Raw genomic sequence first — 15,049 nt, 5'->3', positions numbered from 1 at the left:
ACGCCGCCCAATCCACCTGCCCACCTGCATCCAGCGGCGGCAGATCATCATTCGGCAGCCCGATATCCCGCCCGGCCGGAATCCACCCGCGTCCGAAAGAGGATGTGGCGAAGGAAGATGATGCATGAGGATCGGCGACATGCGGCATGGGAGACTCCTGTTGGGAACGAAACAGGAACTTCTAGGCGCGGACGGGGGATGTATGAAAATGGTTTTGTGGCTTAAAGTAAAACGCAACTACATGGTCCGCCGAAATAGGGCTGTACCTGACGCTATGCGTCTTCTGCAAATCTCAACCTCGGTTTAAAAGAGGGATAGGCCCTATTTAGCAAGTCGAGAATTTGATTAATAATTTTAACTGCATCCTCTGAACAGTCATTCATGTTTGATCGGGGAATTGCTGGAATTCTATGCAGGCGATGCAAAGGATTCATGCATAAATCAAACACAGAATCGCGCACAGCTACCCAATGCCCGTGAACATATCCTGACGCCCATCCAAAATATCGGTCATAGACGTTTTTTAAACCGGCACTATCGCTCATTTCTCTGATATTTTTTTTAGACCAACTTCCAAGATCTATGTCAGAAAATTCTTGCCATTTGTCTTCGTTAGCTAATTGCTCTAGATCTTCCAAAGAAACATACTTCGGCATTTCTGATACATCGAAGTCAATTGTTTTTAGGTATGCAAGCTTAGCCTGTCCATTTCCATAATTTCTGTACTGAATCCATGTCTTCTCAGCATCAACATGCATCAAATAACCCAAGGTGATAAGGCATTCAGCGAGCGACCTAAGCATCATCCTACCCTCGACCCGCCTATACGCCGCACCAGCGACCATACTCAGCATTATGTTTATAGAGAACATAGTTAATCCAAAAACTGCATCGAGCCTCGCATCCACTGCGGCAAAAGAGTTTTGTTTAAAAAAGTGCGCCCTTATCTCATCATAAATACCAACTGTCTGATCAAAAACGTCTTGTGTTTTTATTTTTTTAGACTCTTTTGGATAGAATTGGATACAATTTGTCTCCTTTTTGCACTGGCCCCAAAATTCATCAATCCACTTGGACAAGCGCTCCCGCTCTTGATCATCTTCCATAATTGCAAAAGTTTGTTCTGCAGCCCTGATGCTGGGACGCACGGACCTCAGATCTCCAACATTTGGAAAGCCAATAATTTCTTCAAGTTGACGCCCTAGGGACTCTGGATAATGCAACTTCCCGCCTAAGATCATCGACAGAATTTTAAGCCACCTTATGTCTGTAGATGCTTCAGATTGATGCCAGCTAGTCAAACCAATTGCATGAGAAATTATGCTGTAATCGTCTTCGGAGACGCTATTCCAATCGGGGACAATGCGACCCCAATGTGTAAAATCTGGTAGATTTTTGAAAAGATTAAGTGGCTTAAGCTTGCTTACAAGCCCGCCCTCAATGAGCGGAATCATTAATCTATCGAATTCATAATCTGACAAGGAAGCAAGATTTGTATGTCCCAAACCCACCCATTTATTCGAGGAAAGGTCTGCGCAGATTTCCGAAATTTTTCTGAATACGCGTAGATACGACTCTCTATCTGTACCGCCTGTAATCAATGAAGCCCAAAGCATGTTTGGCAGACGGTCGTCTCGCCATGAAGATAATGTAACTTCTGGCAATGACGACAGCGACGATAAAAGCACTTTTCCAGATTTTTTCATCTCAGAGATTTTTCTCTGTCCTATATTTTTCTTTTTTCCCAACGAATATGCTCCCCAATGAATGTTCTGTGGCTTACTCAACAGGCCCATGTTATGTCGATATCTTAATTTTTTGTTCTATATCATGTGATTAATGATCCTGCAATTTGCTCTAGATTTTGAATTCTCTCATAGTTTAGACGCCTTCGCATCCACAGTCCTGTATGATAATACCTAGTCCCTTCGCGAAGCTGCTGTGCTGGGAGTTAAGGTGACAGTTTAATATGTTCTAAACAACCTATCACACCCTAACCCCGCCAAACTCACCGGCAAGGTCGCGCTTCACCGCGGGTGCCCCTCCACCACCTTCGGTGGTCCCCCTCCCCGTGCCGGGGAGGAATTGGCGCCCTTCCGCCTACTGCACGTAGTCCGGATCGCCGTATTCGGGCGTTGGGGCGAAGGGGGAGGCTGGCTGGGCAGGCGGTGCTCCGGCCCAGCCCGAGCCAGCAGCGGGGGTGTTGCGGGGGCGGGCGGGCGGGGTGGTGAAGGTGCCGAAGCTGGAGGCGGAGGCTTCGGCTTTTTCGGTGGCCTTGGCATAGCATTGCAGGCCGATCTTCATGTGAACGTCGCGGGTGTATTCCTCCACGGAATGATCGCCGATCCAGTCTTTTGCTTCGTACACCATGCAGTTGCAGGTACCGACGGCGACGTGGGCCGGGATGCCCTTTTCCTTTGACATGCCGATGCACTGGCGGCGGACCTGTTCGGTCTTGCTGGTGGGGCTGGCCTTCCACGCATCGTAGGCCACGTTCAGGCCGCCTATGGCGAACATGGGTATGAATATCATCCACAGCTTCATCGGTGCACCTCCGCTGGGGGAGGAATACGCGATGAGGTTTAAGGGTGGGTTAGCGAGGGGCGCCAGGTTGTGGGGTTCCCACCCCTCCACCAACATCCTTCGACAGGCTCAGGATGAGCGGATGGTTGTAGGCAATGGGTGCGTCCCCGCAAAAGCGGGGACCTCAGGCGGTTTACTATAGGTATCTGTAAAAGGCCTGAGGCCCCCGCCTTCGCGGGGGAGCGGTTGTGTGGTATCGTGATGGCAACACTGGTGAGAGGTTGGCAAGCATGGATGTTTTTCGGGCGATCTACACGTCGCAGCCGTTCGGGTTTGATGAGGCCATCTTGCGCGGTATCCTGTCGATTGCGCGGCAGTACAATGCGCGCGACGGGATTACCGGGGCGTTGATCTGCCGGGCCGATGTCTATCTGCAGTGGCTGGAAGGGCCGGAGGACAAGGTGCGCGCCACGGTGGCGCGGATTGCGCGCGATGACCGGCATCTGGAAATGAAGTTGCACGTGTCCGAACCGGCACAATCGCGCCTGTTTGGCGAGTGGGACATGCTGCACGATCCGGCGACGACCTGCATCTGGACACCCGAGGAGATTGCCGCAGGGGCGATTGACCGCGCGACGCCCGAGGGGATTGTGGCGATGTTTGTGCGGATGCGGGCGGATGTCGGGGTTTCTGGGGTTTGAGTTTTTTGGCGCTTGCGGCGTCCCCGCGAAGGCGGGGACCTCGGGAGGTTTACGATAGGTTTCCTTAAACGGCCTGAGGCCCCCGCCTTCGCGGGGGAGCGGGGGCGCGGGTTCGGGTAGTTTCCTATTCGTCATTCTCGCGCAGGCGAGAATCCAGCGCACAATCGTTGGAACTGGATTCCCGCCTGCGCGGGAATGACGAGGGGCTAGGAGTTGGTCCCCGTGCCGGGAAGCGGCGCTTGAATCATTTGCGTAAATGAAGTTCAATGCTTCTTCGCAAAGTGATGATGCAAGTCACGCGGAGAGGGTGATTCTATGGCTGGTCAAGCGAACGAAAACGCACAGGCTACTGCGGGGGCGTTGACGCCCGGCAAAGGGCTGATCGTGCTGGGCATCGTGATCGTGGCGGTGACGGCGTTCATCGCGATCAGCGGGGCGCTGGGGCTGGCGGCGGTGTTTGGCGGGTTTCTGTTTGCGTTCTATTTCACCGGGCTGTGCCACGCCGCGCCGGACAAGTTCCTGCCCGCCAGCGTGGGAGCCTTTGCGGGCATGGGCATCGCCTTTGTCCTGATGGCGCTGCCCGCAGACTTCGGCGTTCCGGGCATGATCGCGGCGCTGATCGTGGTGCTGGGCGCGGTCTATGCGCTGATCATGGGCTGGGTGCCGCTGGCGATCAACAACGCGACGATGCTGTTCCTGACCGTGGGCACGATCCCGGCGCTGCAGCAGCGCGGGACGCTGGCGGAGATGGCGCTTTCGGCAGGGTTGGCGGTGGTGCTGGTTGGGGTGGTGTTGGGGCTTGCTCGGATGCGTGGGCGGTAGGGTTGCCGAAGGGTGACGTTTTGCCGATAGCTTTCGACCCCTCCACCACCTTCGGCGGTCCCCCTCCCCGTTCCGGGGAGGATTTTTAGCGCTTTAACAGGGGGGCGAGGTAGTGGCCGGTGAAGCTGCGGGGGTTTTTGGCGACCACTTCGGGTGTGCCTTCGGCGACGATTTCACCGCCGCGCACGCCGCCTTCGGGGCCGAGGTCGATGATCCAGTCGGCGGTCTTGATCACATCGAGGTTGTGTTCGATCACCACCACGGAGTTACCCTGTTCGACCAGGCGGTGGAGGACTTCGAGCAGCTTGCGCACGTCTTCGAAGTGCAGGCCGGTGGTGGGTTCATCGAGGATATAAAGCGTTTGCCCGGTGCTGCGGCGGGCGAGTTCCTTGGCGAGTTTGACGCGTTGCGCTTCGCCGCCCGATAGCGTGGTGGCCTGCTGGCCGACCTTGACATAGCCGAGCCCCACTTCGTTGAGCATGTGCATCCGGTCACGGATGGGGGGGACGGCCTTGAAGAACTCTTCGGCGTCCTCGATCGTCATATCCAGCACATCGGCGATGGAGTGGCCCTTGAATTTTACTTCGAGCGTTTCGCGGTTGTAGCGTTTGCCATCGCACTCCTCACACGTGACGTAAACGTCTGGCAGGAAGTGCATTTCGATCTTGATCAGACCATCGCCGGTGCACTTTTCGCAGCGGCCGCCCTTGACGTTGAAGCTGAAGCGGCCGGGTTTGTAGCCGCGCGCGGCGGATTCGGGCAGTCCGGCGAACCAATCGCGGATCAGGGTGAAGCTGCCGGTGTAAGTTGCGGGGTTAGAGCGCGGGGTGCGGCCGATGGGGGACTGGTCGATCTCGATCACCTTGTCGCAGTTTTCGAGCCCGGTGACGCGATCATGCGCGCCCGCGATCACGCGCGCACCGTTCAATGTGCGGGCGGCGACGGCGTGGAGCGTGTCGATGGTGAAGCTGGACTTGCCCGAGCCGGAAACGCCGGTGATGCAGGTGAACGTGCCGAGCGGGACCTTGGCGCTCACGTTCTGGAGGTTGTTGGCGCGCGCGCCCTCCACCCCGATGAAAAGGCCGTTGCCCTTGCGGCGCTTCTTGGGAACCTCGATCCGGCGGGTGCCGGTGAGGTATTGGCCGGTGAGGCTGTTGGGATTGTCGAGAATGTCCTGCAGCTTGCCCTGCGCGACGATTTCGCCGCCGTGGACGCCCGCGCCAGGGCCGAGATCGACCACGTGATCGGCGGTGCGGATGGCGTCCTCGTCATGCTCCACGACGATCACGGTGTTGCCGAGATCGCGCAGACGCTTGAGCGTGATGAGCAGGCGGTCATTGTCGCGCTGGTGCAGGCCGATGGAGGGTTCATCGAGCACGTAGAGCACGCCCGAAAGGCCGCTGCCGATCTGGCTGGCGAGGCGGATGCGCTGGCTTTCGCCGCCGGAGAGGGTGCCGCTGGTGCGGTCCAGGTTCAGGTAATCGAGGCCGACGTTGTTGAGGAAGCCGAGGCGCTCGTTGATTTCCTTGAGGATGGCCTTGGCGATCTGGCTTTGCTGGCTGGTGAGCTGCGCATCGAGCGCGCCGAACCATTCGACCGCGGCGGAGACGGAGAAGTGGGTGACGGTGGAGATGTCGGTGCCTGCAACCTTGACCGAAAGCGCTTCGGGCTTGAGGCGCTTGCCTTCGCAGGTTTCGCACGGTTGCGCAGTCTGGAACTTGGAGAGTTCCTCGCGCATCCACGCGCTTTCGGTTTGCAGCATGCGGCGGTTGAGGTTGCCGATCACGCCTTCGAAGGCTTTCTGGACGGTGTAGCTTTTCTTGCCGTCGATGAAGGTCAGCGGCACGGCCTTTCCTGCGGTTCCGTAGAGGATAATGACCTTCACCTCGGCGGGGAGCTGGTCCCACGGGGTGTCGAGTTTGAACCCGAAATGCGCGGCGAGGCTGGCGAGGACCTGCATGTAATAGGGGGACGGCGGGTTGCTCTTGGCCCAGGGGACGACCGCACCCTGCTTTAGCGACAGGTTTTCGTTAGGGACGACGAGTTGCGGATCGAACAGCAGCTTTTCGCCGAGGCCATCGCAGGCGGGGCATGCGCCCTGGGGGGCGTTGAAGCTGAACAAGCGTGGTTCGAGCGCGTCGATGGTGAAGCCGCTGACGGGGCAGGCGAACTTTTCGGAAAAGACAATGCGGTTGGCGGGGAGGCCGGTCTTTTTCATGCCCTTTTTGGGCTTGCCGGAGGGGCCTTCGACAGGCTCAGGCTGAGCGGGATTGGGGGCGGTTTCGCCAACATCCGCTCGTGCTGAGCTTGTCGAAGCACTCTCGCCCAACTCCGCCACTGTCGCGTCCGCCAGATCGATGTACGCCAGTCCATCGGCCAGTTTCAGCGCCTGTTCGAAGCTGTCGGCAAGGCGGGTCTGGATGCCGTCTTTCACGGCGATGCGGTCTACCACCACTTCGATGTCGTGCTTGAGTTTTTTATCCAGCGCAGGCGCGTCTTCGATGGCCATCATTTCGCCGTTGATGCGCACGCGGGTGTAGCCCGCTTTTTGCCATTCGAGCAATTCGCGGCGGTATTCACCCTTGCGGCCGCGCACGGCAGGCGCGAGGAGATAGGCGCGGGTGCCTTCAGGCAGGGCCATTACGCGGTCCACCATCTGCGACACGGTTTGTGCGCTGATCGGCAGGCCGGTGGCGGGGCTGTAGGGCGTGCCGATGCGCGCCCAGAGGAGGCGCATGTAATCGTAGATTTCGGTGACGGTCGCCACGGTGGAGCGCGGGTTGCGGCTGGTGGTCTTCTGTTCGATGCTGATGGCGGGGCTGAGGCCGTCGATGTGCTCCACATCGGGCTTCTGCATCATTTCGAGGAACTGGCGCGCATAGGCCGAGAGCGATTCGACATAGCGGCGCTGCCCTTCGGCATAGATCGTATCGAACGCGAGGCTGGATTTTCCCGAGCCGGACAGGCCGGTGATGACGATCAGGCTATCGCGCGGGAGATCGATATCGATCCCCTTCAAATTGTGTTCACGGGCGCCGCGGACGGAAATGGTGTTGAGAGACATGCGCGGCGGTGTTCCATATTTGTTCGTTTAGTGCAAGGCCCCCGCCATGCGTGTCTGCATGTGGGGAGCGCAAGTGTGCGGTGCAATATGCGCTTTGGGGGATGATCGGTTTTGACAGCACTGCTGCGTCCCCGTGAAGACGAGGACCTCAGGCGGTTAACGCTGATGTTCCGTGAACGGCATGAGGCCCCCTCCTTCGCGGGAGAGCGGGGTGGCGTTACTACGTTCAGTTCTTCTTGCCGACGGTTACGCCGGAATAAGTGGAGGCGTTGGTGGCCTGACCGCTGGGCGAATCCAGCAGGAGCGAGAAGGCTCCGCCCCATTCGGCGGCATTGAGGCCAAAGAAGGTGCCATTGAGCACGCTGCTACTGCCCACATTGGTGCCGGTGGCGCGCAAGAGGAAGGTATTGCCAACGCCGCAGCCCGGGCAATTCCCGGCGATCGATCCGCTGTAAGTGAAGCTGCCGAGGCTGCTGACCGCGTTGTTGGTGACATCGGTGGCGTTGAGGCTGAGTACGACATTACCAGTGCCTGCACCGAAATTGGCAGTGAACGCGCTCGTGCCCGAAAGCGAAGCTTCGCGCTGTGTGGTGCCATTACGGCCGTAGCCGTAAACTACGCCATTGTAGCTGGCGCTGCCGGTGCGCGGGATCTGGAAATCGGGGGTGATGCCGCCGAAGGGCACGTAATAGCGCGTGGCGACTTCGCGCCCACCGACAGTATCGGTGCGCACCACTTCCGCAAAACTGGTGTAGGTGAGCGCAATGGCCGGATTGGCCGCGCTGGGTTTGAATACGCGGGCGGTGTAATCTGCGCCACGATAGACATCGAAGGTGGTGGTGCTTTCAGCAGTGCGAAGATCGGCTGCGGCCAGTGTCTGATCCAATTGCTTGGCATTGCCGAAATTGATGCCGCTGGTGTTGGAGCGCAGGATATAGGATTTGTCGGTGGGGTTGTAGGTGACCTCGACATTGCTGTCATTCAGCGTCTGTTCGGCGGGGCTGAGGCCGTTGACGACATAATATTGCGCGCTGTCACCACTGAGCACGGTGGTCGCGGTCAATGACGCAAGGCCGCCTTGCGAGGCACCCGTATCAGCACCGCGCCCGCCGGTAAGCGTGGCTGCCATGACCGCGCCGCCCGTGCTGCTGGCCTGGACCACCGCGCCAACCTGTTCAGCCGCCGGGCCATAGAGCCGGCCGTTGAGTGTGCCGCTGTAGTCCGTGGTGCCATCGAAGGTTATGGTGCCGGTGATGCTGTTGGCCGAGGCCGAGAGGGTGCCGTTGCCGGTCCAGTTGCCGGTGTCAGTCTGGGTGCCAGGCAGGTTGCTGGCGATGCCGGGGATGGCATTGCCCACGGTATAGGCGCCCAGCGTGCTAATCGCCCCGCTCTGGAAATTGAGGTTGAGGCTGCCCTGCCCGTTCACGCTGCGGAACGGTGAACCATTGACGGCGATCCCGCCATTGAGCGCCACATTGAACGAAGCCGAGCCGGTGCGCGGGGTGGCTGCATTGGTGGTGGGGAAGCCATAGACGAAGGCATCGATCTGGCCGAGCGAGGAGCGCCGATCAATCAACACCCCTGCCCGCAGGAAATCGGTGCTGGCGTAGAATTCATAGGACAGCGGCGTATCAATGCCGCGCCGGGGCTGCCACATGATGCGGCCATCGTTGCCGAAGAACACCAGCGGCACGCCCAAGTCTCCCTGGAAAACCGAGGCGATGCCGGTGCCTGCACTGACCGCAGACAGATTGCCGTTTGCGGCCAGTGTGCCGCGCGCCGATGCTGTTTGTGGCTGATAGAATTGATCAGTGGCCGGAGACGTGAGATCGGTGGACGTGTTGACCGGCGTGGTGCCGCGCGTGCCATAAAGCACGCCAGTGGCCGCGACATCGGCATTGGGATTGTTGTTGAAAGTGCCGCCCACTTCTTCTGCTGCGGGGCCGAAGAAGGAGCCGCGCAACTGGCCTGTGCCGATGCTGTCGAGCGTCAATTCCCCAAGAAAACTGTTGGCGCTGCGCGACAGCAGCGCGAAGGCCTGCCAGCCGAAATTGCGCGCGACGATACCGGTTTCGACATCCGTTTCATCATAGAAGCCATTGCCGGCGATCCCGCCCGAGCGGAAATCGACCGACAGGGTGCCGGTGCCGCCAATCGCGAAAATCTTGCTGCTGAAATTGCGTGCGCCGAGCAGCCGCACATCAAAGCTGGCAGCGCCCGTGCGCGGCAAGGCAGCATCGGGGGTTTGCACGCCATAGGCAAACGAGGCGACCCGGCCATTGACCGTAGTGGTATCGGTGGTGACCCGCTGCCACACGCCCGCGCCGACATAGCGGGTTTGCCCAGCACCGGTGCCGGTAGTGGTTAGCGAGAGGAACTCGGTCGTATTGCCGGAAACGACGCGATAGGTGGTGAGCGCGCTGTTCGACTGCGAGGCATCAATGTTGGCGGGCAGGAACGTGCGCGAATTGGTGCCGTCAGACACGGTCCACGACTGGTTGGCGGCGTTATAGGTGACGTTGAGCGTAAGCGCCGAGGCGGTTGCGGTGCCGTTGTTCCCGTTCAACGGGAAGCTGAGCGTGGCGACCGATGCGTTGTTGCGGAATGTCTCACTGGCCAGCGGGGCGACGAGGCTGCTGTTTGCGCCGGTGGTGGGCGTCGGGGTGGGTGTTGGTGTTGGGGTCGGAGTGGGTGTGGGTGTGGGTGTGGGTGTGGGCGTTGGAGTAGGCGTTGGCGACGGCGTTGGTGATGGCGTTGGTGAGGGCGTGGGCGAAGGCGTCGCGGTTGGCGTGGGCACCGGGGTGGGTGTGCTACCGACACCGCCGCCACTGCCGCCGCCGCCGCAAGCTGCCAGCATCAGGGCGATGGTGAGTGCAGAGGCCGTTCCGGCGCGCTGGTGATGGCTCGTCATGACAATGGTTCCCCTCAGAATGCTGAAGTCAGCCCGAATTCGGCGGCAGTACGGCTAAAATCGAAAATGCCCACGGTCGAGCGATTACGCTCTGCCCGAAGGCGGACGAAGGGGGCGAACCCCTTGAACTGGATCGCGCGGAACGTGCCCGACAGGCCCAACGTAGTGCGCCGATCTTCGCGCTTTTGCGGGTAAAGGACCAGCCGTTCATCAGCGGTAAGGCGCGCATGGCTGGCATCGAACACGAATGTCGTGCGGCCCACTTCGCGGAACAGATAGGCAGACGCCCCGCCGGTCCAATCCGCCCAGCCAGCATCGCGCGCGTCGGTGCGGCTGGCGCGCAACTGGATGCCGCCGCCAAAGCGGGCGCTGAAGGCCCGGTCTACGCCCAAGGTTGCAGCGTAGATCGTGGCGTCTTGCAGATCGTTGCGGCGATTGTCGACGCGGGAGATCGCCCCTTCGGCGCGCAATTGGCCACGTTTGCCCAAAGGGTGCTGGAGCACGGCGGAGCCGCCCCACCCGCCAGTAAAAGGCTGTTGCCCGAACCAGCGCCACGATGGCCCGGCGGCCAGCGTGATGCGATCCGTGCCCGAAGTGAATTCCGGCCCGATCTGTACGGCCAGCGCATAATCATCAAACTGGCCCGTACGATAGAAATCACCGCTGCCCGAAAGGCGCGCGAGCAGACGCGTTTTTGCACCCAGCGGCAGGCGCGCATAGCTTTGCCCGCGCAGCGCAAGGCCAAGCCCCGATTGGGCGCGTGCATCATCGCTGAGCGCGAAATCGCCGATCACGGTGCCCAGCGTATCGGCGCGGGTGGCGCGGTTGATGTTGCTATCGGGTGCCAGCGCCACTTCGATGCTGCCGCCCACCGGTTTGGCGGCAGCAAGAGCTGCGGCATAGAAGCGGATCGCGCGTTCCACATCGGGCGGCAGCTGGCCAATGGCCTGTGCGGCGCGAATCTCTCGCTCAGCCGCGCCGAGGCGGCCGAGCATCGCATTCATCCGCGCCAGTTCCAGCCGGACGCGGGCGACATCGGGCTTTTCATCAAGGATGCGCCGCAGTTCTACGGCCGCATCGCGGGTGCGCCCCATGCGATCGGCCAGCATCAGCGCAAGGCGAAAGCGCGCTTCGGAGCGCAGCTCAACCTCAGGATTTTCGGCCAGAGCGCGATAGAGCTTTTCCGCAAGCGCGAAATCACCGGCATCGCGCGCGCTGTCAGCCAAAGAAAACAGTTGGGCCGATGTCAATTTGACTGGAGCCGGAGCCGTTGGCGGGCCCGAAGCGGTGCTTTGCTCTGCAGAGAGATTCGCCGAAGTTGGCATAGCCTTACCGAGCGCCATATCCGGCGAGCCTGCTGCCAAAACTGCAAGGCCTGTCGCCAAAATCATCTACTCCGTCCCACCATGCGAAGAAATACTGACTCGCAAGGCAGAAGCAAGGTGTTTTGGGACCGCAATGCGTGGGAACAAAGGTGTGCTAATTCAAATTATTGCTGATGCACAATGGTTTGGAATGGTTAGTAGCAGTTTTGGTCCAACAGCGCTGACGCCCGTTGCGGCCTTATCAGTTCACCAAGCCAAACCGGATCACCATGACGGTCGGAAAGTGCGCAAAAAACTTCAAAAGTGTGTTGCAGCGCACAATTCCATCTCGACATAGGCTGTGGAATGTCGGAACCATACAATCGTTCCTATATGGACCTTGCTATTGCGGCCCGACGTTCAAGGAGCTTGGATACCGGTTCGATGGTTGCCGATTTGCCCGCACATACTGAAGCCGATCCTGCAGAATGCAGCGCGCAAAGCCTGTTCTGCCGCAGCAGCGGTGTCAGCATGGTGCGGCCCGCGATTTCGGCCAATGTGCGCGAACGGTTTGCACGATACTTTGCAGCAGACTTTGCTGCGGCGATGACTGAGCATCGGCATGATAACGAACATGACGTGCCGGTGGAGGCTGCCTGAATTTCGGCGTCTGTTTGATGTTGCTGGCGTTTGATATGCAGGCGGCGTCCCCGCCCCTCGACAAGCTCAGGATAAACTGCTCGAAGGGCAGGCAGGGACCCCAGGCGGTTTAAGCTGATGTTTTGTGAAACGCCCGAGCCCCCCGCCTTCGCGGGGGAGCTAGAGCTATGTGTAGCGTTACAGGGCCAGCGCCATGTGGCCGGGGGTGCCCAGCCAGTGGCTTTCGAGCTTCCAGACCTTTGCGATGACGGTTTCGGACAGGGCGGTTGCGGGGGCACCCTGAGCAGCCACGCGGCCTTGATCGAGCACGATCACATGATCGGCGTGGTTCATCGCCAAGGCCAGATCGTGGACTACGAGGACGATACCCTTACCCTGCCCCGCAAGGTTGCGAAAGCGCGTGGCAAGGTTGCGCTGGTGCGACAGATCGAGCGCGGCGAGTGGTTCGTCGGCCAGGATCCATTCGGGCTGCGTGGCCAGCACGCGGGCTAGCATCGCGCGGGCTCGCTCTCCGCCTGAAAGCGTGGTGAGCGGGCGGTCGGCGAACGCGGTGAGATCAAGCGCGGACAAGACGTCTGCCAAAACCGCCGCATTTTCAGCAGCGCTGGTGCGGTGCGGCAAGCGGCCCAGACCCGCAAGGGTGCTTACCGAGAGGTTCCACGCGACTTCGCCCGATTGCGGCAGATAGCCAATGCGGCAAGCGCGATCATCTGGGTTGAGCTGTACCACAGGGCGGCTTTGCAGGGTTACCGTGCCGCTGGCTGGAGTGATCAGGCCCGCCAGTGTGGCCAGCAGCGTCGACTTGCCCGCGCCATTAGGGCCGACGATGGCCGTGACGCGGCCTGCGCGCAGTTGCGCGGTCACGTCGTGCAGGCGGTGGGGAATGGTGATGCGCAGGGCCTCAAGCATGGGCTGCACTCATGCCATATCCCGCCGCATCTTGAGCAGCAGGCGCAGGAAGAAGGGCGCACCGGCGAGGCTTAGCGCGATGCCGAGGCGCAGTTCGCCGCCCTTGAGCGGCATTATGCGGCACAGGCAATCGGCGATCAGCAGCAGCAGCGCTCCGGCCAGTGCGCTGGGGATGAGGGTGGAGGACGGGCGCTGGTCAGTGAAGGGGCGGATCATGTGCGGCACCATCAGGCCAACGAAGCCGATCATGCCGGCGACGGCTACGCCAGAACCCACGATCAGGCCGATGGCGCAGATCATCAGCCAGAGCAGGCGTGTGGGGTCTACGCCGAGCGAGCGAGCGGCGGATTCGCCCAATGCCAGAGCATCGAGCGCAGGGGCGGCGCGCCATAGCAGCGCAAGGCCTGCCAGTGTGAGCGGGGCGGCAAGGCGCACTTCGTCCCAGCCACGATCGGCCAGCGCCCCCATCAGCCAGGTGACGATCTCTGACAGCGCGAAGGGATTGGGCGAGAGGCTGATGGCAAGGCTGGTGAGCGCACCGGCAAGGCTGGCGATCATCATGCCCGCCAGCGTGAACAGCGCAATGCCCCCTGCCCGGCCCGCGATCAGCGCGAGCAGGCCCATGGCTCCGCCGCCGCCAATCAGCGCGAAGAGCGGCAGGGTGAGCACTTGCGTTTCATAGCCGGTGTAGAACGACAGCACGGCCCCGAGCGCGGCGGCGGGCGCTATGCCGAACAGGCCGGGGTCGGCCAGCGGATTGCGCAAGTAGCCCTGCATTCCGGCGCCCGCTGCGCCGAGGCCTGCGCCAAGGATTAGCGCGAGGACGGCGCGGGGGAGGCGCAGTTCCATCAGGATGGCAGTGGCATTGGGGACAGGCGGGCTGAACGGGCTGAGCCACACTTGCCCGGCGAGGAGCGAGAGGGGGATGGAGGCCAGCAGGAGGGCAAGGAGGGTTTTCGTGAGGGGGAGCGGGTTTGAGAAGGCGCTCGTCACTTCAGGTGCCCCTCCACCATCTGCGATGGTCCCCCTTCTCCTTCGACAAGCTCAGGACGAGCGGGCGGGGTGGAACTGCGAATTGCGGACAGCCTTTGGGCGGCGGCGATGAGGGTAGGGCCGCCGCAGTAGAGCAGTTTGGGGTTCAGCGCGGCGCGGCGGGTGGTCTTGAGGGCGCTGAGCGCGGGGTGGCTTAGCACGCGGTCGTCGCCACCGATGTTTGACCCTTGGCCGGTTTCGGCAGAGCGGCCCGCGACGAGGATCAGCGCGGGCGGATCGGCCAGCATGCGTTCGAGCGGAAGCAAATCAGCCTGCCCCAACCCGCGTGCGGCGGCGAAGTTGGTGAAGCCGGTGCGGCGCAGCACATCGGCGATCAGCGTGCCGTCTCCGGGCACCATTCCGCCCGATTGCCAGACCACCGTGGGGATGGGTGCCGTGCCCGCGGGCGGTGCGGCGGCGGCAAGGGCCGCGTTGATGCGCCCGATCAGCGCTTCACCGCGCTGGGGCTGGCCGATCAGGCCTGCGATCTGGCGAATTTGGGCGTGGTTTTCCTCGACCGTCATGGCCATGCCGATGCGTTCGAGCCGCAGGCCAAGGCGGCTATAGGCGCTGGCGGTGGCCGGATCGGTGAAGGTACTGCCGAGCACGATATCGGGCTTGAGCGCCAGCACTTCTTCCACCGTGCCGCGCGTGGAGGGAAAACGGCGGGCGTCTACCGCGTCCATCGAGGTAGAGCGCGGATCGTGGCTATAGTGCGAAATGGCGAGGATCTGTGCCGGGTCTGCCACTTCGGCAAGGATCGCGTCGGTGCAGGGATTCAGGCTGACCAGAGTAGGCCTCGATTGGGACGGGTGATGCTGCTCCGGGGGGTCTTGCGCGGCGCGGGATTGGGGGATGCAACCGGAGGTTAAACTTGCTGCGAACGCGGCGAAAGCGGAGAGCACCACCCCCCTGCCCCCTCCTCTAAAGAGGAGGGGGGGAAGAGAGGGCCTGCCCCCTCCTCTAAAGAGAAGGGGGGGAAGAGAGGGCCTGCCCCCTCCGTGCAAGAGGAGGGGGGGAAGTGTTGTGTTTGGTTGCCTGAGGCCCCCGCCTTCGCGGGGGCGCGTGCTACTTTGAGTTTTAGCTTGGTGCGTCCCCGCCCCTCGACACGCTCGGGATAAAC

General features: G+C 61.0%; 11 protein-coding genes. 3 read left to right on the top strand and 8 right to left on the bottom strand.

The annotated features are described in order from the left end of the window. Positions 1-272: 272 nt before the first annotated feature. Both AC2A1F_RS02810 and AC2A1F_RS02805 read right to left on the bottom strand, forming a co-directional pair. On the bottom strand, positions 273-1,796 hold the full coding sequence (locus AC2A1F_RS02810) for a DUF5677 domain-containing protein (RefSeq protein WP_484207247.1): 1,524 nt from the start codon (positions 1,794-1,796) through the stop codon (positions 273-275). Between the two features lie 304 nt (positions 1,797-2,100). Beyond that, positions 2,101-2,544, bottom strand: a complete 444-nt coding sequence (locus tag AC2A1F_RS02805; protein WP_484207246.1) for a hypothetical protein — start codon at positions 2,542-2,544, stop codon at positions 2,101-2,103. A gap of 269 nt (positions 2,545-2,813) precedes the next feature. Between AC2A1F_RS02805 and AC2A1F_RS02800 the strand changes: the two genes are divergently transcribed. Beyond that, complete coding sequence (locus tag AC2A1F_RS02800; protein ID WP_484207245.1) at positions 2,814-3,224, top strand: BLUF domain-containing protein; 411 nt, start codon at positions 2,814-2,816, stop codon at positions 3,222-3,224. A gap of 315 nt (positions 3,225-3,539) precedes the next feature. Continuing rightward, positions 3,540-4,046: a hypothetical protein gene (locus tag AC2A1F_RS02795; protein ID WP_484207244.1), complete on the top strand. Its 507-nt coding sequence runs from the start codon at positions 3,540-3,542 to the stop codon at positions 4,044-4,046. Between the two features lie 85 nt (positions 4,047-4,131). Here AC2A1F_RS02795 and uvrA read toward each other — a convergent pair whose 3' ends face one another. From uvrA to AC2A1F_RS02780, 3 genes are all read right to left on the bottom strand, one after another. After that, a complete protein-coding gene (gene uvrA / locus AC2A1F_RS02790; protein ID WP_484207243.1) occupies positions 4,132-7,110 on the bottom strand; it encodes an excinuclease ABC subunit UvrA in 2,979 nt (992 codons plus the stop codon). Between the two features lie 226 nt (positions 7,111-7,336). Continuing rightward, a complete protein-coding gene (locus AC2A1F_RS02785; RefSeq protein WP_484207242.1) occupies positions 7,337-10,021 on the bottom strand; it encodes a beta strand repeat-containing protein in 2,685 nt (894 codons plus the stop codon). Positions 10,022-10,035: 14 nt separating this feature from the next. Further along, complete coding sequence (locus AC2A1F_RS02780) at positions 10,036-11,412, bottom strand: surface lipoprotein assembly modifier (protein ID WP_484207241.1); 1,377 nt, start codon at positions 11,410-11,412, stop codon at positions 10,036-10,038. Positions 11,413-11,754: 342 nt separating this feature from the next. Between AC2A1F_RS02780 and AC2A1F_RS02775 the strand changes: the two genes are divergently transcribed. Then, positions 11,755-11,985 carry a hypothetical protein gene (locus AC2A1F_RS02775; RefSeq protein ID WP_484207240.1) on the top strand — a complete coding sequence of 77 codons (231 nt, stop codon included), beginning with the start codon at positions 11,755-11,757 and terminating at the stop codon, positions 11,983-11,985. A gap of 177 nt (positions 11,986-12,162) precedes the next feature. On the opposite strand, the gene AC2A1F_RS02770 is transcribed toward AC2A1F_RS02775, so the two are convergent. From AC2A1F_RS02770 to AC2A1F_RS02760, 3 genes are read right to left on the bottom strand one after another with little or no spacing between them, the layout of a single operon-like run. Further along, positions 12,163-12,894, bottom strand: coding sequence for an ABC transporter ATP-binding protein (locus tag AC2A1F_RS02770; protein WP_484207239.1), 732 nt, complete (start codon positions 12,892-12,894; stop codon positions 12,163-12,165). A gap of 9 nt (positions 12,895-12,903) precedes the next feature. Next, positions 12,904-13,887, bottom strand: coding sequence for a FecCD family ABC transporter permease (locus AC2A1F_RS02765; protein WP_484207238.1), 984 nt, complete (start codon positions 13,885-13,887; stop codon positions 12,904-12,906). Beyond that, positions 13,884-14,831 carry an ABC transporter substrate-binding protein gene (locus AC2A1F_RS02760; protein ID WP_484208153.1) on the bottom strand — a complete coding sequence of 316 codons (948 nt, stop codon included), beginning with the start codon at positions 14,829-14,831 and terminating at the stop codon, positions 13,884-13,886. Before AC2A1F_RS02760 ends, AC2A1F_RS02765 begins: the two co-directional genes overlap by 4 nt. Between the last annotated feature and the right edge of the window lie 218 nt (positions 14,832-15,049).

It is taken from the genome of Novosphingobium sp. HNCC26BN242 (assembly GCF_057180525.1).
The sequence above is the reverse complement of the archived record's forward strand: the minus strand, read 5'-3'. Positions and strand labels throughout refer to the sequence as shown.